This window comes from Uliginosibacterium sp. TH139 (assembly GCF_002855595.1).
GTDB lineage: Bacteria > Pseudomonadota > Gammaproteobacteria > Burkholderiales > Rhodocyclaceae > Uliginosibacterium > Uliginosibacterium aquaticum.
The window spans coordinates 129,187-146,712 of the sequence record NZ_PKRR01000008.1; the positions used below are offsets into that span (position 1 = coordinate 129,187).

Consider the following 17,526-nt stretch of genomic DNA (forward strand, 5'->3'; position numbering starts at 1 on the left):
GCCCCGAAAATTGGCTGCCGATCCACCCAGACCTGACAGCAGGACAAGGTCGACGCCGTTCGCCGGAATCCCTGGTCCCTCTCCTGTTTTCGGACAGAGACCTGACATTCTTTAGGGCTCTTTACAACCGGAGCGGCCGTCGCAAGGCAAGTCGGCAGAATTTGCCGCCCTTTTCCGCGGCTTTTCCGCTGCTGATTTCAAGCCCGGCCGCCCTAAGCTGCAGACATTCCCACTTCGTCTGCACATCGTGAGCCTGCGCCTGCTCCTCCTGCTTCTGCCAAGCCCGGCTTTTGCCGCTGATGCTCTGCCGACACCTGCCACCAGCCTGCTGCAGATGCTGCTAGGGCTGGGCGCCACGCTGCTGGTGCTGCTTGGCGCGCTGATCATGCTTAAGCGCCTGCAAGGCCGTCGGCCTGGCCAGGGCAACCTGATGAACATCCGCAGCGCAATCTCGGTGGGTACGCGCGAGAAAGTTGTATTGCTGGAAGTCGGCAAGCAGGTGCTGGTGCTGGGCGTCACGCCTGGCCGCATCAACGCCCTGCATTGTCTCAATGCGAGCGATCTTCCCCCGGCCACAACACCAGGTCCCTTGCCCGGCAGCGAGTTTGCCGGACGCTTGCGCCAGATGCTGGAGCGTCGCAATGAAAACTGAACGCGCACTTGCCCTGTTGCTCCTGATCCTGCCGGCCCTGGCCCAGGCCCAGGGCATTCCAGCGCTGACCAGCACCCCCTCAGGGGCTGGCGGCACCACTTACAGCCTGTCGGTGCAGACGGTCATGATGCTCACTGCACTGAGCTTCCTGCCGGCGGTCATCCTGATGATGACCTGTTTTACCCGCATCATCATCGTGCTCTCTCTCCTGCGCCACGCTTTAGGCACCCAGACCACACCGCCCACCCAGGTCTTGCTCGGTTTAGCCTTGTTTCTGAGTTTTTTTATCATGTCACCGGTGCTGGACAAGGTGTATGACGAGGCCTACCGGCCGCTGGCCGAAAACCGCATCCAGTTCGACGAGGCTATTCAGCGCGCCTCCGTGCCGATGAAAGCCTTCATGCTGGCGCAGATCCGCGAACCAGACCTGTCGCTTTTCGCTCAGCTCGCCAAAGTGCCGAAAGTGGACAAGGCAGCCGATCTGCCGATGCGGGTGATCGTACCGGCCTTCGTCACCAGCGAACTTAAAACGGCCTTCCAGATCGGCTTCATCATCTTTATCCCCTTCCTGATCATCGACTTGGTCGTGGCCTCGGTGCTGATGTCGATGGGCATGATGATGATGTCGCCGGTCATCGTCAGCCTGCCCTTCAAGATCATGCTGTTCGTGCTGGTGGACGGCTGGAACCTGCTGATTTCGTCGCTGGTGCGAAGTTTCGGCTAGCGCAAGGAGACCGCCATGACCCCCGCCACCGTAATGGAAATCGGCCGCAGCGCACTCGAAGTGGCGCTGATCGTTGCTGCTCCAATGTTTGCAGCCGCCCTGATCACTGGCCTGATCATCAGCATCCTTCAGGCCGCCACCCAGATCAACGAGCAGACCCTATCCTTCGTGCCAAAACTGATCGTAATGTTTGTCACCCTGATTCTCGCCGGCCCATGGATGATCACCATGCTCACCGACTACATCCGTCGCCTCTACGGGGCTATCCCGAGCCTGATCGGCTAGCTCCAGCATCATGCTGACGATCACCGCAGCCCAGCTCGATGCCTTGCTGCTGGCCTGGATGTACCCGCTCGCCCGGGTGCTCGGCATGGTCAGCGCAGCGCCGATCTTCAACAGCCGCGCCACGCCACTACGAATCCGGCTCGCCATTGGTGTGGTTCTCACCGTCGCCATCGCCCCGATGCTGCCTGCCCCACCGGCCATGGCCCCCGGAAGCTGGGCGGGCATCGCTCTTTTTGTGCAGCAGATCCTGATCGGCAGCGCCATGGGCATCACCATGCGCATCGTGATGGCCGCATTGGATATTGCCGGCGAAATCATCGGCCTGCAGATGGGCCTCTCCTTTGCAACCTTCTTCGATCCGGACACTTCAGCGCAGACCGCCGTGCTCGGCGAATTCCTCGGTCTGCTGGCGATTCTGGTATTCCTCGCGCTCAATGGCCACTTGCTGCTGGTCGACGTTCTGATCCGCAGCTTCGAGCTGGCCCCCATCGGCGGAGTGAAGCTGACCGACAAGCCCTGGCTGGGACTGCTCCGCGTGGTCACCCTGGCTTTCTCGAGTGGCCTGCTGCTGGCCCTGCCGATCATCGCTGCGCTACTCATCACCAACATCTCACTGGCCGTGCTCACGCGTGCTGCGCCGCAGCTCAATATCTTCGCCATCGGCTTCCCGGTCACCTCCACGGTGGGGCTGATCGTGATGATCGTCTCACTTGAGGCCCTAGCGCCGGCCATGCAGCTGGTTTTTGAACGAGGTTTCGAGCTGGTCGGGCAATTCCTGCGTGCCCTGCCGGGATAAAGTCACAAACACAGGTATGCCGTTTGCAGATCCGGCTTGCCGGCAAGCCCCCCAAAAAGTAGACTCGGGCGCTTGATTACAGCCGGATTTCATGCCGTTCATGGCAAAACCCATTGAATTCAAGGTCGGTACGCTCACCGCGATGAGCGCCGTGCTGCGCGAAGTCGACAACGTTCGCCTGGCCGACGCCCTGCAAGTGATGCTGGGTGGCATGGGCGAATTTTTCGCCGGTGAGCCTACGATCATCGATATCAGCCAGGCCAAGAGCCTGCCGGACCGCGTGGACTGGAGCGGCCTGCAGAGCCTGCTGCGCCGCTATGGTCTGCAGCCCGTAGCCCTGCGCGGCGCTCCCGAACATCTGCACGATGCAGCCCGCCGTTCCGGCCTCGCGGTACTCGGCGATGAAGCCGCCAAGCTCAAAGCAGCCACGACAGTCCATCCCGTTGCGGCGCCTGTGGCAGAAGTGGTGGCCGAGCCGGCTGCGGGCAGCACCGGTGCAGCACCAGCACCGGCAGATTCTCTGCCCCCGTCCGTCGGCACCATGGTAGTTGACCGCACCATCCGCTCTGGCCAGCAGATCTACGCCAAGGGTGCCGATCTGGTGATCCTTGGGGCGGTCAGCAATGGCGCGGAAGTCATCGCTGACGGCAGCATCCACTGCTACGGCCCCTTGCGTGGCCGCGCCATCGCTGGTGCGGCCGGAAATCGTCAGGCACGCATTTTCACCACCAATTTCGGCCCCGAACTCATCTCAGTGGCAGGCGTATTCCGCACCTTCGAAAAAGGCATTCCCGCAGCGATCGCCGGCAAACCGACGCAGGCGCAGCTGCGCGGCGAGGACGACAAGGCCGCACTCGTGCTCGATCCGCTCAAGCTCGACTGAACACAACAAACAAACCAGGGAGAAACCCAGTGACCACCCGCATCATCGTCGTAACCTCCGGCAAGGGAGGGGTGGGCAAGACCACCACCAGCGCCAGTTTCGCCTCCGGCCTCGCGCTGCGCGGTTTCAAGACCGCCGTGATCGACTTTGACGTCGGCCTGCGCAACCTCGATCTGATCATGGGCTGCGAGCGCCGCGTGGTGTATGACTTCGTGAACGTCATCCAGGGCGAAGCCAATCTGCATCAGGCCCTGATCAAGGACAAGCACTGCGAAAACCTATTCGTGCTGCCCGCCTCACAAACCCGCGACAAGGACGCACTCTCCGAAGAAGGCGTCGAAAAGGTGCTTAAGGAGCTCGAGCACATGGGTTTCGATTACGTCATCTGCGACTCGCCGGCCGGCATCGAGCACGGCGCCATCATGGCGCTGACCTTTGCCGACGAAGCCCTGATCGTCACCAACCCGGAAGTCTCCTCGATCCGTGACTCCGACCGCATCCTCGGCATCCTGCAGAGCAAGAGCCGCCGTGCCAAGGAAGGCCGCGAAGCCGTCAAGGAACATCTGGTAGTCACCCGCTACTCCGCGCGCCGCGTCGAAGAGGGCGAAATGCTTTCCTACAAGGACGTGCAGGAACTCCTGCGGGTTCCGCTACTGGGCGTCATCCCAGAGTCCGAAACCGTTCTGCAGGCCTCCAACTCCGGTGCTCCGGTGATCCACACCAAGGAATCCGAAGCCGCCGAAGCCTATCAAGACGTCGTCTCCCGCTTCCTCGGCGAAGAACGCGAAATGCGCTTCGTGACCTATGAGAAGCCGGGTCTGCTCAAGCGTATTTTCGGAGGAGCCTGAGATGAGCTGGCTTGAAAAGATTTTCGGCGGCACCCAACCGAAAACGGCTCAGCTTGCCAAGGAACGCCTGACCCTGGTGATTGCCCACCAGCGCGCCGACGAAGCCGGCGCGCCGGACTTCCTGCCCGAGTTGCAGAAAGAACTGATCGCGGTGATCTCGAAGTACGTCAAGGTCAATGCCGACGACATCAAGGTGCAGCTGGAGAAGAAAGGTAATTACGAAGTGCTAGAGGTCAATATTGTGATGCCCGAAGCACACTGAGCGCAGCCCCCTGCAACACCCATGCTGCCCGGCAATGCCGGGCAGTTCCATTTTCGCTCATGCCATGGACAACCTGATTTCCTTCGACTGGCTATACCTGATCGGCACAGTCTCGTTCTCGATTTCCGGCTACCTGATCGGCGCCCACAAGCAGTTCGACATCCTCGGCATCACCATCCTGGCGCTCCTCACCGCGATTGGTGGTGGCCTCCTGCGCGACGCCCTGATCGGCCGCATGCCCCTCGTCTTCATCAACGCCGGGCCAGTCATGGCCTGCTTTGCAACCCTGAGCGTCGCCTGGCTGATCAAACTGCACCGCCACAGCCAGCTCTTCCTGCGCCGTGCCTTCATCATTGCGGACTCAATCGGGTTGGTCGCCTTCAGCATTGCCGGCGCTCAAGTCGGAATCGGACTTGAGCTGAACCTGTTCGGCGTCGCCTTCCTCGGCTTCATCACCGCGGTGGGCGGAGGTCTCGTACGCGACATGATGGTGAACGAAGTCCCCTTCATCCTGCATCGCGACTTCTACGGCACGGTCTCCATCCTTGTCGCAGTCATGCTCTACGGCGCAGCACATCTCGGCGCGGCAGACCGGGTCACCCACTGGGCCCTGTTCCTATTCGGACTAGCCCTTCGCCTGATAGCACACAGCCGTGACATGAGCCTGCCACGGGCCGACAAATAATCCCTCGCAAAGCCAGACAGAACAGGCTTTCGGGTTAGAATTCGACGCCCTGCCCGGGTGGTGAAACTGGTAGACACAAGGGACTTAAAATCCCTCGGCGCAAGCTGTACGGGTTCGATTCCCGTCCCGGGCACCAAAACAAAGAATCACACCGTATCAGGACACATTGCAAAGCCCGCACACAGCGGGCTTTTTGCTCTGTAGGTCGTATCAGGACGTAGCAAGACATCCCCCCAAGCGCATTATTCTCAGGGGCACATTCGGGGGCAAAGAAAAGCGTCTTGGGCTTGGCGTATATCCCCAGATTTCCGAGTAATGAAGCCCCGAGAAGCGCGACGAAACCCGCAAGCAGATTGAATTGCCCCGCGGCGAATCAGTGCACACGCCTCAAAATGAAAAATGCCGTTCACCTAAGTGAACGGCATTACCAGCAAACCGGTTCTTTTTCAAAGCATTGAGTATGGGCGGCCGTCCTTGGTATGTCCCTTGGCACCGCTGTGCAAGTCATAGACCTGACCGCGCAACGGAGGCTCCGGCGGCACGATCACCCAGCTGCGACTGCTCTGAGTGATCGGATCCACCGGCAGCGCACGCAGGTAGCGCTTGTCAACAAGCTCGCCGAGTGAGTCTGGATAGCGGCCATTGTCGCCATAGAACTTGTCGATCACGTCACGCGTGACCTTCAGGTTTTCCATCAACACCGCATCCTTGGAGCGATCCAGGCCGTCAAAGTAGCGCGGCACCGCGATGGTCAGCAGCAAAGCCAGAATGGCCATCGCCACGATCATCTCAATCAGGGTGAAACCCCGGCTTGCCGGGGCCGCGCGCTGCAAATCAGTCACTTGAACCACCAAACTTGCGGGAGCCATCGCCGTTGCTCACCGGCTGCACCACGATCTGCTGCACCGGCTGCTGGACCTGGGGAGAAGACTCGATCGAAGCCCCCCCCCCATCTCCCCCCTCACGACGGCCACGCAAGCTGCTCTGGGTGCCCGCATTGAAGCTGCGAGCATCCGCATCCAGCGTACGGTTCTGACGGACCAGGCGCGGCGTGATCGACAGCACGATCTCAGTCTTGCTCTCATCCGGGGAGTCAGAGCGGAATAAGCGCCCAAGAATAGGGATGTCTCCCAAGAGCGGCACCTTGCTGACCGTTTTCTTGTCGATATCCTGGATCAGGCCAGCGAGGATCTGGTTCTCGCCATCCTTGAGGCGAAGCACCGTTGACGCATTACGCGTACCAATGCGGTAGGCAACGATGCCCGCGGCTTTGTTCTCAACCGTGTTGGTAATGCTGGAAACCTCCAGATTCACCTTCATGGAAATTTCGTCGCCAGGGAAAATCTGCGGTTCAACCTCCAGCTTGAGACCCACATCGATATAGGTAATCGCCTGACTGACCACTCCTGTGGAGGTCGTATTGGAACTGATATTAGGCACCCGCTCACCAATCAAGATCTTGGCCTTTTCCTTGTTTTTGGCGCGAATACGAGGATTGGCCAGCAAATTGAGGCTATTGTCAGTGGCATTGAAATTAAGGGCGAGATCGCTCCCTAAGGTCATACCCAAGGAACCCGGGGTCAAGCCCCAAAGATCACGCAGAGTCAGGGGGGTTGTACTGCTCGTCGTTCCAGAGCTCGTGGTTGAGACCGGAGAGGCACTACGCGCAAGCGGCGTCAGGCTCATTGAAGTCGGCCAGGACACACCAAGATTTTCCAGCTTGCCCTTGCTGACTTCAAGCACGGTCACTTCCAGCATCACTTCCGGTTCGGACTGATCGTGCATGGCCACCAGCTTCTCGGCCATGGCGATGGCTTCTGGCGTATCACGCACCACGATCATGTTGAGCTTTTCGTCCACGACCAGATTGGTGAAGCGCAACACCGTCTTCAAGCTATTGGCGACAAACTTCGCATCCGCGTTGAAGAGCTGGAAGCTTCGCACCGTGAGGGCCTGATAGTCACGCTGCTTGTTGCTGTCGTCCATATAGACCAGCAGGGTGTTCTCATCGAGATTGCGCCAGGCGAGCCCACTGGTCATCACGATCTTCTCGATAGCAGAGCGAACCGTCGTATTGCGCAGATAGACCGTAGTCCGCAGGTCAGGCGAAACTTCGCGGTCGAAAATTACGTTGAGGCCGGAAGCCTTGCCAATCACATCGAAGAGCGAGCGCACGGTTGCATCACGAAATTCCAGCGTAACCCGGCGAGCCATCGGATCTTCCACCGCGACCGGAGCGGGAGTGGGTGCCAGAGGTGCTTGAACGGCAGGTGCGGCCGCGGCAAGTGAGGCAGCAGACATGGCATTGCCGCGCACGGCGGCAGTGCTACGCTCACGCACGGCCATGGCTGACGAAGCAGACGCCTGACTGCCGTTCGCAAACACTTGGGGCAACTCGCTCGTCACAGCGGAGCTTTGGGCCGACGAAGTGGAAAAAACTGAAGGCACGGCATTCGCCGCCTGCCCCGGAAGTGCGGTACCACCTGCTACGGCAGCTACCGATGCAGAAGAAGTGCTGCTGGCAACACTGGTAGAGGCGAGCACAGCAGGCGCAGCAAGTTTGCGTGCAGCGGGCACAGCTGACACATCCTGAGCATGCTGGACACGCTCCAACCCCTCATTGGCTTTACCGGCCTGGCCAGGAATTGCAGCCAGCTCGCGATAGGCGCTGCGTGCGTCCTCCCAACGCCCTTCATTCAGAGCTGACTCGGCACGACGCAAGGATTGCAGCGCATAGCGTTCGCGGGCAGCCAGCGTTGCGTTGTGCAGTTCGGCGTTATCGGGGTGATCCGCGCTGGCTCTTTGCAACGTCTGCCAAGCCGGGCCGTACTGACCTGCGGCGCTAAGAGCCTGGGCACGCTCCAGGCTCGACTGCACGCCGCTGGTGGCACAGGCCGCCAGCAGGCCGAACGCCAGGATGGCAGCCCCCTTGCGAAAATATCGGGAGGTGTTCATGTGCTCAATCTCTCTTGTCGCCATCGATCGGTATTACCAGCTCTGTCTTGTCCGTTTCACGCAACAGCCTCACTTCATTGCTGCTGACTTTCACGAGTTTGAAACCATCCGCCACCTCACCTTCACGCAAGGCCCAAGCCACACCATTGCGCTCAAGGAACACTTGCCAGCGCCCCGCTTCAAGCATGCGACCAATCAATATGAAAGGCTGCTCGGGCGGCGGCGGAGGGGGCGTATTTTCAGCTGGTGCTGGTGGGGGCGGAGCACTCCCAGTGCCACTGAAAAGATCAGTACTCCGCTGGCCTCTCTCAACCAGACCCATTCGCGCCCCCAAGCGCTTGACCTGCCCAGGGCGAGCCTCTTCCGGCTCAGAAACAGCCTCTGCAGCCGGCGCTCCGGGAGAAGCCGCAGCAGGTGCAGAAATGCCACGCGAAGGCATGGCTACCTGCTCTTCCGGTGGCGTCTTGTCACCAAACAAGGCAAGCCAGCCCGCTATGGCCAGCAGCGGAAGCATCAGCAGGAGACGCTGGCGCGAACTCATCGTGCGCCCCCCGTGACCGCCACCGGCTGCTGCCAGATGGAAAGCGAAATCTGCGCCTCAATGATGTTGTTGCCAGTCTGCTCGCGCTTGATGTTGAGCTGGTCTACCGATACGGAAGGCATCTGGCCGAGCATTTCACCCAGAAAGCGTTTCAGTGACGGATAGGAGCCCTTGACCGGCATCGACACCTGCAGTTGCGAGAAGGCGCCCGCACCGTCAGCCTGCCGCCTCATATCAAGCTGGGCAACGCTCAGACCCGCTTCGATCGCTTTCTGGTGAATCACGCGTAGCTGGGTCGGCGTCGCATCCTGCATCGCCAGCGTGTCGCGGAACAACTGCAGCGGGGGCACCTGTTGCTGCACGCTCAAACCACTGGGAGTCTGCCGGGCACGCTCCAGCTCTGCCTGTGCGGCCTGAAGACCGAGATACTGTGCCGGAAGCCAGACCAGCCCGGTCAGCAAGGCTGCCAACAGCGCAACCGCGGCCAGCGGTAAACGCCAGCCAAAGCGCCACAATGCAAGTTCAGCCTGCAGGCGCAGGTGCGCGGCGGAATCCAGATTGACGCGCTTCATTCCTGCCCCCTTGCCGGCGCCTTGCTCAAGGCGCGCGGCACCGCGTCGGCCTGCGGCATTTCAAACGTGAAGCGCCAGCCCTGACCATCACCACCACTTGCTTCCTGACGAGTCAGCGCAAGATTCTGGAATCCGGGTTCATTGCGCATGTCTTCAAGGTAATCCAGCGCTTCAGGCAGGCTTGCAGCCTGAACAATGATACGGAATGTGGAGCGAACCGGCCCCAGCTCGGCCGACATCAGGGCCACGTTCGGGCGCGCGCGGTGTTCGAGCGCTTCGAGAATATCGATCAAGGGGTAATCCATGATGCGGATCACGCCATTGATCGAATCCAGCATGTCTGGTGCGATCTGCTCCTGATGTCGGGCAGCCGAGCGCAAGGCATCCCGTTCCATGGCCAGCTCGGCCGCCTGCTGACGCAGTGCTCCGGCTTCGCGGGAGAAGCTGCTGCCAGCCACCAGACCCAACAAAGCCAGCGCGCCCCCCACCAGCACGGCCAGCGACCACTTCCGCGCAGAGCTGCGGTGCCCGCCGGTGCGAGAAGACGCAAATTCAATCTGCAGGGACTTCATCCGCGCACTCCCTGCAAAGCCAGCGTGCCGGCCTCAGAACGTACCGTGCGGCCAGCCTCCTCGTTCTGTTGCAGCATCAACAACCGCATGCCAGCCAGCTTGCTATCGGGCTCCAGTGGCGGCTCGATACCCAGCACGCACAGTACGGGCGGTGCCTCACCGCCAAGGCGCAGGATTTCGGCCTCCAGCAAATCTTCCAGACGCTCGACATCGACCACCTTGCTCAGCGGATGGCGGCGCACATGGACCACCTCACCCTCGGCAACCCGCGCTAGCAAAACGCCATGACGACCATACACAGCCACCCAGCATTCATCCGGAATCTGGCGCGCGAAAGCCCCCAACAAACGCACGGCAGAGGGCTGGATGGAACGCACGCGCCAGCCCTTGAGACCTGCGGCCTGCAGGGCATTGACGAGCTTTTCAGGCAAGGCGCAGACCAGAATCGCCCCAGTTGCGCGCCAGTCTGCCAGCATGCACCAGCCCTGCATGCTGACACCGAACAATGCCTCGAAACGCGTCGCGGCGAGCGCCTGGAGTTCTTCGAGGCGACTAACGCCTTCCGGCACGATGAAAATCCAGTAGCGGGCCCACTCATCCGCCACCGTTACCTGCAGATCCGCCCCACTGCCCTGCCCGATCTGGGCAGCCAGAGCTGCAATCGAGGGTCCCCAGTCTGCGCTGACAGCATGGGCCACGCCCGGCACATAGGCGTCCAGCGGTAGCGATGTGAGCGGGCGTCGGGAAGCGAGGTCAACTACCGTCATTTCCTTGCAGCCCAAGCCCAATCCGTAATGTTTACGCCGCGAGTGTGACACGACGTACCTCCTCAAGCGTGGTTTCGCCGGTCGCCACCAGGCTCAGCGCGTCCTCATACAGGCTTCGCGTACCGTTGCGGCGTGCGGCCTCAATAATCTGACGCACCGAGCGGCGCTCGACAATCAGTTCGGCAATTTCGGGATTCATCGTCAGCACCTCGGCCACCGCCTTGCGACCACGATAGCCAGAACCACGACAATCCCCGCAGCCACGCCCCTTCATGAACACGTAATCCTTCACCGCCTCCGCACTGAGGCTGGCATCGGCCAGTTCGGCATCCGTCGGCCGGTAGGGAACGGCACAATGCTTGCAGTTCAGGCGCACCAGGCGCTGGGCAATCACACCGTTCAGGGCCGAGACAAAGGAATACAGATCGACGCCGATGTGATGGAAACGCCCGAATACGTCATAAACGTTGTTGGCGTGCACCGTGGAGAGCACAAGGTGACCCGTAAGCGCAGACTGCACTGCAATCTCCGCAGTTTCCTTGTCACGAATTTCACCGACCATGATTTTGTCCGGGTCGTGACGCAGAATTGATCGCAGGCCACGCGCGAAGGTCAGGCCCTTCTTGTCGTTAACCGGGATCTGCAGGATACCCGGCAACTGGTATTCGACCGGATCCTCGATGGTGATGATCTTGTCGCGGCCGTGATTGATTTCAGAGAGAGCGGCATACAGCGTGGTGGTCTTGCCCGAGCCGGTCGGGCCGGTCACCAGCACCATGCCATACGGCTCCTGCACCAGGCGGCGCAAGGTTGCCAGGGTATCCGGGTCAAAACCGGCCGCATCCAGAGTCAGCCCGCCATGCGCCTCGACCATGGCCTGCTTGTCGAGAATCCGGATCACCGCATCCTCGCCGTGAATGCTGGGCATGATCGACACCCGCAGATCGATCTCACGCCCCATCGCCTCAACACGGAAGCTGCCATCCTGAGGCACGCGGCGCTCAGCAATATCAAGCTCCGATAAAACCTTGATACGTGAGATCACCTGCTCGGCCAGCGCCACGCCCGGCATGGTGGCCACCAGATCCAGCACCCCATCGATGCGGTATTTGGAAACCATGCCGTTCGGCGTGCTCTCCAGGTGAATGTCCGACACACCCTGGCGCAGCGCATCGTAGAGCGTGGAGTTGACCAGTTTCACTGCCGGGCTGGCCGCATCACTCACCGAAGCGAAGGTCAGACTCTCCAGTGTCTTGCCATCCACCGCCACGCCAGAATCCGTGGTGATCATGCTGTCGATGGCCCGGATCGACTCTTCCTGGCGCGAAAGATAGGCCTGGATGTCAGAAGGCAGTGCGAGGCGATAACGCAGCGCCCGGCCGGTGCTGCTCTCCAGCCAGACCTGCAGATCCTCATCGAAAGGATCAGACAGCACGGCCAGCACAGCCGTCGACTTGGCCGGATCACGCATCAGCACGCAGCCACGCTGCTGGGCCCGCCCCAGTGGCAGCAGATCAAAGGCCGGCTGCAGATCAAGCATGTGCGCCGTTTCGATGACCGGAAAATGGAAGTGGGCCGCAACGGCACGCAACACTTCGCGGGCGTCGAGTCCACTCATCGCCTCCAGCTCGGCAATCACCGGGCGCCCGGATTTCTGCGCAGAACTGCGCGCGAGTTTCAGGGTTTCAAGTTCGATCATGCTGTCATTCATTGCAGCGAGCCCGCCAGATCGAAGATCGGCATGTACAGCAGCACGATGATCACACCGATCACGCCGCCGATCATGGCCATCAATGCGGGCTCAAAGACCTTGGAAAAACGCTCGATCCAGCGGGCGCTCTCACCCTCGTAAAAATTCGCCGAGCGCATGAGCATCGCTCCGAGCTGACCGGAGCGCTCCCCCACACGCAGCATGCGCAAGGCGATCGGCGTCGACAGATCATGCTGCTCGAAAGCCTGCGACAGGCTCTCGCCACTCGAAATCTGGGCGCAAGCGCCTTTGAGCTTGAAACGGGTTTCGGCAGACACGGAAGTCTCCACCATCTCCATCGCCATCACGATCGGAATCCCGCCATCGAGCAGCATCCCCAGCGTGAGGTAGAGCCGCGACAACTCCAGAATGCGGGCCCGCTCACCGATGCCCGGAATCTTCTTGGCCAGTTGGGCCCAGCGCCCTTCACGCGAATTACGCCGCACCATCCACACCAAGCCGCTCACTACCCCCAGCATGACGATGCCAACCAGCAGCGTGTGCTGCCCGAGGAGCTCCCCCCAGGACAGCAGCAAGCGCGACATCAAGGGCATCTCGCGACCACTGTCCTTGTACACGGCTGCGAACTTAGGCACCACGTAAGTCATCAGGAAGAGTCCAACCAGACCGCCCACCGAGAACAGAACTGCCGGGTAGATGGTGGCACTGATGATCTTGCTGCGGACCATGTCCAGACGCGTCTGGTAATCAATATAGCGGCGCAAGGCCTGAGCCAGATCACTGGTCCGCTCGGCAGCGCGCACGATGCCGATGAAGAGCGGCGGAAAGAACTCCGGTTGGGCAGCCACCGCATCGGAGAGCTTCGAGCCTTCGCGGATGCGGGCATTCAAGGCTTCCATCACGCTACGCGAAACCGGGGTAGTCTCCTTCTCGATCAGACCTTCCAGCGCTTCCACCAGGCTCAAGCCGGCTTCGAGCAGTGACAGCAACTCCTGGCTGAACATCACCAGCGAGAAGTTGCCACGCGCACCACCGCTGCGAGCATGGCCACGGCTGCGCACGGTCACGATGCGCAGATTCTTCGCCTCTACGCTCTTGCGGGCGGCGAGCGCATCCACCGCCTCGACCAGCAAGGTCTGCAGGCGGTTATCCGGCGAGAGGGCACGTACCTCGAACTGCACTTGGAGCCGACGCTAAAGCGCGGATCAGTTCAGGATATCGGCGGCGACATCCGTACCGCCAGGCTGACCATCGCTACCATAGGAAATGATGTCGAAGTCGCGCCCGCGAGTACCGGGAATCTTGTAGATATAAGTCTTGCCCCAGGGGTCCAGCGGAATCGCCTTGGCCAGATACGGACCATTCCAGGTCCGCACATCCACCGGCTTGGTGAGCAGGGCATTGAGCCCTTCAGCCGTGGTCGGGTAACGACCGGCATCCAGACGGAAGGTATCCAGCGCCTTGCCGAAAGCTTCAATCTGGGCCTTGGCCACGTTCTGTTCAGACTTCCCCAACTGCGAAAAATACTTCGGCCCCACATAGGCAGCCAGCAAGCCGATGATGGCCATCACGACCAGCAATTCCAGCAGGGTAAAACCAAGGTTGCGCATAGTGTGCGCGGCGCGCTTTGCGTGCTTCTGCTTCATGTTCTGCATCCTGTCGATGTTCTGTATTGTCTGCGGCCTGTACCGGCGGCTGTCTCCACCGGCGCTAGACTGCCACAAAGCTGCGCGACTTCCAATCGGCAGCGCACAAGGAACACGCCCCTTTGCCTGCCGCCCATCGACTATTTGGCAACAAGGGGTTCGTCCGAATGATGTGGCTGCATGTAAAGGTGTAACCTCTTTGTCGAAAGTAATAGATTTGCCAGCCATGCAGACCTCTGCCCGATCATCCCGTCCGACTCATCGCCTTGGCTTCAGCCTGATCGAAATGCTGATCTCGCTGGCCATTCTCGGCATGCTGGCGAGCATCGCGGTGCCGCTTGCCCAGGTGGCACTTCAGCGCAGCAAAGAGCAGGAACTGCGCTTGGCTTTACGCGAGATTCGCACCGCACTTGACGCCTACAAACTCGCCGCAGACCAGGGCATCATCCAGCGCGCCATCGACAGTAGCGGATACCCCAAGACTCTGGATGATCTCGTCATCGGAGCACCGGACCAGCGCAATGCGAGAGGCCAGAAGATTTTCTTCCTGCGCCGCATCCCGCGCGACCCTTTCAGCGCCGACCCTAGCCTGCCCAACGGCGCAACCTGGGGCCTGAGAGCCTATACAAGCGAAGCTAGTGATCCGCAGGAAGGCGTCGATGTATTCGACGTCTACAGCAAGGCGGAGGGCATGGGTCTGAATGGTGTGCTCTACCGCCAATGGTAAAGCGCCGCCCCCAGACCTCGGCCCGGCTTGCCGGCTTCACCTATATCGGCCTGCTGCTGGTGATCGCCGTCATCGGGCTGGCTGCGGGCAGTGCCATCCAGCTCGGAGCCATTTCCCAGCGCCGCCAGGTGGAAGACGAATTGATGTTCGTCGGCCTGCAATACAAGCGTGCCATCCGCAGTTACTTTGAAGCGGCCCCTCCAGGAGCCACGGCAGCAGCGCCTGCGCGCTTGGAAGACCTTCTGCGCGACCCACGCTTCCCGCAAGTCAAACGCCATATCCGTCGCCTTTATGCAGACCCTCTCACTGGCAAGAATGACTGGGTGTTGATTCGCACTCTCGATGGCCAGGGCATCCTTGGCGTACACAGTCGCTCCCCGGAAACACCCATCCGGGTGGATAACTTCCCGGACGAGTTCTTCCATTTCAAGGGCAAGAAGCGCTATGCGGACTGGGTGTTCGTCTATGGCGTGGTGTGTACCGATGCCGGCTGCGAGCTTGCGCCCTCCCAACGGGCAGAGTAAAAACCGCCAGCATTCATGTCGGATGAGACTAAAGCCCTGAAACGGCAGCCGTTCGTCGGAATGTTCGCGGTCTCACCCTGCCCTCCACAGCGCCCAGCCATTACAAAATTCTTCCATTGAACAATCTCGAGCGGCCCGGAAAGCGGCGCTTTGAAGACATCCGCATAGCCACTTCAATTCGCAATTGACAAACAACTAACGTGCGGTCAAACAACTCCGTTCCTTGACGCCAGCCCATTCGCATACCAGATTTCGTCTGCCCGCAATTCTCTATTCGCCTTCTGTGGCAAAGAAGTGACGGGTAACACAAGGAAGCTGAAGGCGGCAGCCGGGTATATCACCCGACTCACCGACTGCAGCCCAAACTCAAAAGATCTGGAGACATTCACATGTATAGCAAGCTTCTGTTGGGCCTCGTGCTCACCATCTCGGCGCTGACTGCGTCAGCTACTACAACCATTTCAGGCACCAAGGACTATGGTGGCGCAACGGTTGGCACGTCCTGCGACGGTCAGTCTGAAAGCCAGCAGCCGGTCTTCGTGCTAAAGGATGGCGCAGTGCTGAAAAACGTAGTCCTCAAGGCCGGGGCTGCGGCTGACGGCGTGCACTGCCTCGGCTCCTGCACCATCCAGGGCGTGAAATGGGCCGATGTCTGCGAAGACGCAGCCACCATGAAAGGCGGCTCCGGAAAAACCATGAATGTGGTCGGTGGCTCCGCTTACAAGGCCTCAGACAAGGTTTTCCAGCACAACGGCATCGGCTCCACCATCAAGATCAGCGGCTTTGCTGCGGACACTATCGGCAAGCTCTACCGCTCCTGCGGCAACTGCTCTTCCAACGGAGGCCCGCGCAAGGTCAGCATCAGCAGCACCAAGCTGGCCAATGTGTCGGCTTCGGTAGTGGGGGTAAACAGCAACTTCGGCGACGTGGCTACCATTCGCACGCTGCAGATCAAGGGCTACAAATCCGGCAGCCCTAAAGTGTGTGTCGAATACAAGGGCGTACAGAGTGGCTCAGAGCCGACCAGCCTGGGCGAAAAGTGGAACACCACCGCCTGTAACGTCAGCAAAACCGACGTAACCTCTTACTGAGCCATCTTGAATGCAGGCGCCTCACCGGCGCCTAGCACTCCGCAGGCCCGCCCTCGGCGGGCCTTTTAATTTTCTAGTCATCAGATTCGTACGCGACACCTCACCCGTTTTTCATCTAGAGACTTTCCCTTAATCAAAGCAACATCCGTTTAATTCCAAAGGAATTTTTTGCTGCTCTGCAGCACAAACACCTGCTGCAACAGAATGTAGCACTCTGCTCAGCCACCAAGGATTGGTGTATGGCCGGATCAAATGCCCCTCGCTGGCCCCATACCAAGGCTTTCAGTGGTTTTGCACGGCGCCCAGCCAAACGCCGCGTAGCGTGCCAACATTTAGTTTCAAAACCGACAAATGTTTCCGGTATCAAAACAAGTACAGCGCAAACTGAACTTATCTTGCTGAGCAGCATGTTACCGAGATCAATTCAGACCCTGCCTGATGCCTTAAGCATCCTTGACAGGGCTTTTGGCCTGAACCAGAGTGCCCTTCAGCTATTGACCAGATGCGCCCCGGATCGTGCAGCAGAAGGCGCCAGGCAATAGTCCTAATAATGAAGTTCATGCCTGGAGACAAACAACATGTACAGCAAACTCATCCTCGGTCTTGTGCTCGCCGTATCAACCCTGAGCGCATCGGCCACGACCACCATTTCCGGAACAGTTGATTACTCCGGAGCCACCGTCGGCACCTCTTGCGATGGTCAGTCCGAAAGCCAGCAACCGGTATTCGTTCTGGCGGCCGGAGCCACCATCAAAAACGTGGTCCTGAAGGCGGGCGCAGCCGCCGACGGCATTCATTGCCTGGGTAGCTGCAAGCTTGAAAACGTGAAGTGGGCCGACGTCTGTGAAGACGCAGCCACCATGAAAGGCGGCGCCGGCACCACCATGTATGTGAAAGGCGGTTCGGCCTACAACGCCAGCGACAAGGTATTCCAGCACAACGGTCTGGGCTCAACAGTGCAGATCTACGGTGGTTTCTACGGAGAGAACATCGGCAAGCTTTATCGCTCCTGTGGCAACTGCTCCACCAATGGCTCGGCTCGCTATGTCGTGATTGATAGCGTCAAGCTCAACACCGTGAATGCTGCCGTCGTAGGGATTAATACAAACTACGGCGACAAGGCAACAATCACCAACCTGCAGATCAAAGGCTACAAGTCCGGCAGCCCCAAGGTTTGCTACACCTACAAAGGCACCACCAGTGGAGAGCCGACCGCTATTGGCGAAAAGTGGAACACCAGCAACTGCGTGGTTTCCAGCAGCAACGTGACGTCTTACTGAGCTTT

21 protein-coding genes and 1 tRNA gene are annotated in these 17,526 nt (G+C 59.9%); 13 read left to right on the forward strand and 9 right to left on the reverse strand.

Features of this window, described 5'->3' with window-relative positions:
- Window positions 1-247 precede the first annotated feature (247 nt).
- The 9 genes from fliO to C0V76_RS16590 all read left to right on the forward strand — a co-directional run bounded on the left by fliO (window position 248) and on the right by C0V76_RS16590 (window position 5,271).
- On the forward strand, window positions 248-652 hold the full coding sequence (gene fliO, locus C0V76_RS16550) for a flagellar biosynthetic protein FliO (RefSeq protein ID WP_101943924.1): 405 nt from the start codon (window positions 248-250) through the stop codon (window positions 650-652).
- A complete protein-coding gene (gene fliP, locus C0V76_RS16555; protein WP_101943926.1) occupies window positions 642-1,376 on the forward strand; it encodes a flagellar type III secretion system pore protein FliP in 735 nt (244 codons plus the stop codon). The genes fliO and fliP overlap by 11 nt, the downstream gene beginning before the upstream one ends.
- Before the next feature lie 15 nt (window positions 1,377-1,391).
- Window positions 1,392-1,661 carry a flagellar biosynthesis protein FliQ gene (fliQ, locus tag C0V76_RS16560; protein ID WP_101943928.1) on the forward strand — a complete coding sequence of 90 codons (270 nt, stop codon included), beginning with the start codon at window positions 1,392-1,394 and terminating at the stop codon, window positions 1,659-1,661.
- A 10-nt stretch (window positions 1,662-1,671) separates the two neighbouring features.
- The gene (fliR, locus tag C0V76_RS16565; protein ID WP_101943929.1) at window positions 1,672-2,457 is read left to right on the forward strand and encodes a flagellar biosynthetic protein FliR; all 786 of its coding nucleotides are present in this window, start codon (window positions 1,672-1,674) and stop codon (window positions 2,455-2,457) included.
- Window positions 2,458-2,557: 100 nt separating this feature from the next.
- Window positions 2,558-3,340 carry a septum site-determining protein MinC gene (gene minC / locus C0V76_RS16570; RefSeq protein ID WP_101944039.1) on the forward strand — a complete coding sequence of 261 codons (783 nt, stop codon included), beginning with the start codon at window positions 2,558-2,560 and terminating at the stop codon, window positions 3,338-3,340.
- Window positions 3,341-3,369: 29 nt separating this feature from the next.
- Window positions 3,370-4,188, forward strand: a complete 819-nt coding sequence (minD, locus tag C0V76_RS16575) for a septum site-determining protein MinD (protein ID WP_101943931.1) — start codon at window positions 3,370-3,372, stop codon at window positions 4,186-4,188.
- Between the two features lies 1 nt (window position 4,189).
- Window positions 4,190-4,450, forward strand: coding sequence for a cell division topological specificity factor MinE (minE, locus tag C0V76_RS16580; protein ID WP_101943932.1), 261 nt, complete (start codon window positions 4,190-4,192; stop codon window positions 4,448-4,450).
- 64 nt (window positions 4,451-4,514) lie between these two features.
- The gene (locus C0V76_RS16585; RefSeq protein ID WP_216821777.1) at window positions 4,515-5,135 is read left to right on the forward strand and encodes a trimeric intracellular cation channel family protein; all 621 of its coding nucleotides are present in this window, start codon (window positions 4,515-4,517) and stop codon (window positions 5,133-5,135) included.
- Window positions 5,136-5,186: 51 nt separating this feature from the next.
- A tRNA-Leu gene (locus C0V76_RS16590) sits at window positions 5,187-5,271 on the forward strand.
- Between the two features lie 310 nt (window positions 5,272-5,581).
- On the opposite strand, the gene C0V76_RS16595 is transcribed toward C0V76_RS16590, so the two are convergent.
- The 9 genes from C0V76_RS16595 to gspG are packed head-to-tail and all read right to left on the reverse strand — an operon-like array spanning window position 5,582 to window position 13,899.
- Window positions 5,582-5,977 (reverse strand): type II secretion system protein, encoded by a 396-nt coding sequence (locus C0V76_RS16595; protein WP_254048278.1) that lies wholly within the window; start codon window positions 5,975-5,977, stop codon window positions 5,582-5,584.
- Window positions 5,970-8,090, reverse strand: a complete 2,121-nt coding sequence (locus tag C0V76_RS16600; RefSeq protein ID WP_158239263.1) for a secretin N-terminal domain-containing protein — start codon at window positions 8,088-8,090, stop codon at window positions 5,970-5,972. The genes C0V76_RS16595 and C0V76_RS16600 overlap by 8 nt, the downstream gene beginning before the upstream one ends.
- Before the next feature lie 4 nt (window positions 8,091-8,094).
- The gene (locus C0V76_RS16605; protein ID WP_101943939.1) at window positions 8,095-8,631 is read right to left on the reverse strand and encodes a hypothetical protein; all 537 of its coding nucleotides are present in this window, start codon (window positions 8,629-8,631) and stop codon (window positions 8,095-8,097) included.
- On the reverse strand, window positions 8,628-9,203 hold the full coding sequence (gene pilO / locus C0V76_RS16610; RefSeq protein ID WP_101943941.1) for a type 4a pilus biogenesis protein PilO: 576 nt from the start codon (window positions 9,201-9,203) through the stop codon (window positions 8,628-8,630). Before pilO ends, C0V76_RS16605 begins: the two co-directional genes overlap by 4 nt.
- Window positions 9,200-9,775 carry a hypothetical protein gene (locus C0V76_RS16615; RefSeq protein WP_101943942.1) on the reverse strand — a complete coding sequence of 192 codons (576 nt, stop codon included), beginning with the start codon at window positions 9,773-9,775 and terminating at the stop codon, window positions 9,200-9,202. The genes pilO and C0V76_RS16615 overlap by 4 nt, the downstream gene beginning before the upstream one ends.
- Entirely contained in the window at window positions 9,772-10,542 is a 771-nt protein-coding gene (locus C0V76_RS16620) for a hypothetical protein (RefSeq protein ID WP_143707450.1), read from the reverse strand. Before C0V76_RS16620 ends, C0V76_RS16615 begins: the two co-directional genes overlap by 4 nt.
- A gap of 31 nt (window positions 10,543-10,573) precedes the next feature.
- Complete coding sequence (locus C0V76_RS16625; RefSeq protein ID WP_216821778.1) at window positions 10,574-12,241, reverse strand: GspE/PulE family protein; 1,668 nt, start codon at window positions 12,239-12,241, stop codon at window positions 10,574-10,576.
- Window positions 12,242-12,249: 8 nt separating this feature from the next.
- Window positions 12,250-13,434, reverse strand: a complete 1,185-nt coding sequence (locus C0V76_RS16630) for a type II secretion system F family protein (RefSeq protein WP_101943947.1) — start codon at window positions 13,432-13,434, stop codon at window positions 12,250-12,252.
- Between the two features lie 24 nt (window positions 13,435-13,458).
- Window positions 13,459-13,899, reverse strand: coding sequence for a type II secretion system major pseudopilin GspG (gspG, locus tag C0V76_RS16635; RefSeq protein WP_101944041.1), 441 nt, complete (start codon window positions 13,897-13,899; stop codon window positions 13,459-13,461).
- Between the two features lie 226 nt (window positions 13,900-14,125).
- On the opposite strand from gspG, the gene C0V76_RS16640 reads away from it, so the two are divergent.
- The 4 genes from C0V76_RS16640 (at window position 14,126) to C0V76_RS16655 (ending at window position 17,521) form a co-directional block, all read left to right on the forward strand.
- Window positions 14,126-14,626 (forward strand): type II secretion system protein, encoded by a 501-nt coding sequence (locus C0V76_RS16640; RefSeq protein ID WP_101943949.1) that lies wholly within the window; start codon window positions 14,126-14,128, stop codon window positions 14,624-14,626.
- Complete coding sequence (locus tag C0V76_RS16645; protein ID WP_101943950.1) at window positions 14,620-15,150, forward strand: type II secretion system protein; 531 nt, start codon at window positions 14,620-14,622, stop codon at window positions 15,148-15,150. Before C0V76_RS16640 ends, C0V76_RS16645 begins: the two co-directional genes overlap by 7 nt.
- Before the next feature lie 389 nt (window positions 15,151-15,539).
- A complete protein-coding gene (locus C0V76_RS16650; RefSeq protein ID WP_101943952.1) occupies window positions 15,540-16,241 on the forward strand; it encodes a pectate lyase in 702 nt (233 codons plus the stop codon).
- Window positions 16,242-16,819: 578 nt separating this feature from the next.
- Window positions 16,820-17,521 carry a pectate lyase gene (locus C0V76_RS16655; RefSeq protein WP_101943954.1) on the forward strand — a complete coding sequence of 234 codons (702 nt, stop codon included), beginning with the start codon at window positions 16,820-16,822 and terminating at the stop codon, window positions 17,519-17,521.
- The last annotated feature ends 5 nt before the right edge of the window (window positions 17,522-17,526 follow it).

Excerpts from the sequence above, each read along its gene's own strand:
- C0V76_RS16585 (WP_216821777.1), top strand. The coding sequence starts at position 4,515 with ATGGACAACCTGATTTCCTTCGACTGGCTATACCTGATCGGCACAGTC.
- C0V76_RS16650 (WP_101943952.1), top strand. The coding sequence starts at position 15,540 with ATGTATAGCAAGCTTCTGTTGGGCCTCGTGCTCACCATCTCGGCGCTG.
- C0V76_RS16600 (WP_158239263.1), bottom strand. The coding sequence starts at position 8,090 with ATGAACACCTCCCGATATTTTCGCAAGGGGGCTGCCATCCTGGCGTTC.
- C0V76_RS16615 (WP_101943942.1), bottom strand. The coding sequence starts at position 9,775 with ATGAAGTCCCTGCAGATTGAATTTGCGTCTTCTCGCACCGGCGGGCAC.
- fliR (WP_101943929.1), top strand. The coding sequence starts at position 1,672 with ATGCTGACGATCACCGCAGCCCAGCTCGATGCCTTGCTGCTGGCCTGG.
- C0V76_RS16620 (WP_143707450.1), bottom strand. The coding sequence starts at position 10,542 with ATGACGGTAGTTGACCTCGCTTCCCGACGCCCGCTCACATCGCTACCG.
- minC (WP_101944039.1), top strand. The coding sequence starts at position 2,558 with ATGGCAAAACCCATTGAATTCAAGGTCGGTACGCTCACCGCGATGAGC.
- fliQ (WP_101943928.1), top strand. The coding sequence starts at position 1,392 with ATGACCCCCGCCACCGTAATGGAAATCGGCCGCAGCGCACTCGAAGTG.
- C0V76_RS16605 (WP_101943939.1), bottom strand. The coding sequence starts at position 8,631 with ATGAGTTCGCGCCAGCGTCTCCTGCTGATGCTTCCGCTGCTGGCCATA.
- C0V76_RS16655 (WP_101943954.1), top strand. The coding sequence starts at position 16,820 with ATGTACAGCAAACTCATCCTCGGTCTTGTGCTCGCCGTATCAACCCTG.
- C0V76_RS16645 (WP_101943950.1), top strand. The coding sequence starts at position 14,620 with ATGGTAAAGCGCCGCCCCCAGACCTCGGCCCGGCTTGCCGGCTTCACC.
- pilO (WP_101943941.1), bottom strand. The coding sequence starts at position 9,203 with ATGAAGCGCGTCAATCTGGATTCCGCCGCGCACCTGCGCCTGCAGGCT.
- C0V76_RS16625 (WP_216821778.1), bottom strand. The coding sequence starts at position 12,241 with ATGATCGAACTTGAAACCCTGAAACTCGCGCGCAGTTCTGCGCAGAAA.
- C0V76_RS16640 (WP_101943949.1), top strand. The coding sequence starts at position 14,126 with ATGCAGACCTCTGCCCGATCATCCCGTCCGACTCATCGCCTTGGCTTC.
- minE (WP_101943932.1), top strand. The coding sequence starts at position 4,190 with ATGAGCTGGCTTGAAAAGATTTTCGGCGGCACCCAACCGAAAACGGCT.
- fliP (WP_101943926.1), top strand. The coding sequence starts at position 642 with ATGAAAACTGAACGCGCACTTGCCCTGTTGCTCCTGATCCTGCCGGCC.
- gspG (WP_101944041.1), bottom strand. The coding sequence starts at position 13,899 with ATGAAGCAGAAGCACGCAAAGCGCGCCGCGCACACTATGCGCAACCTT.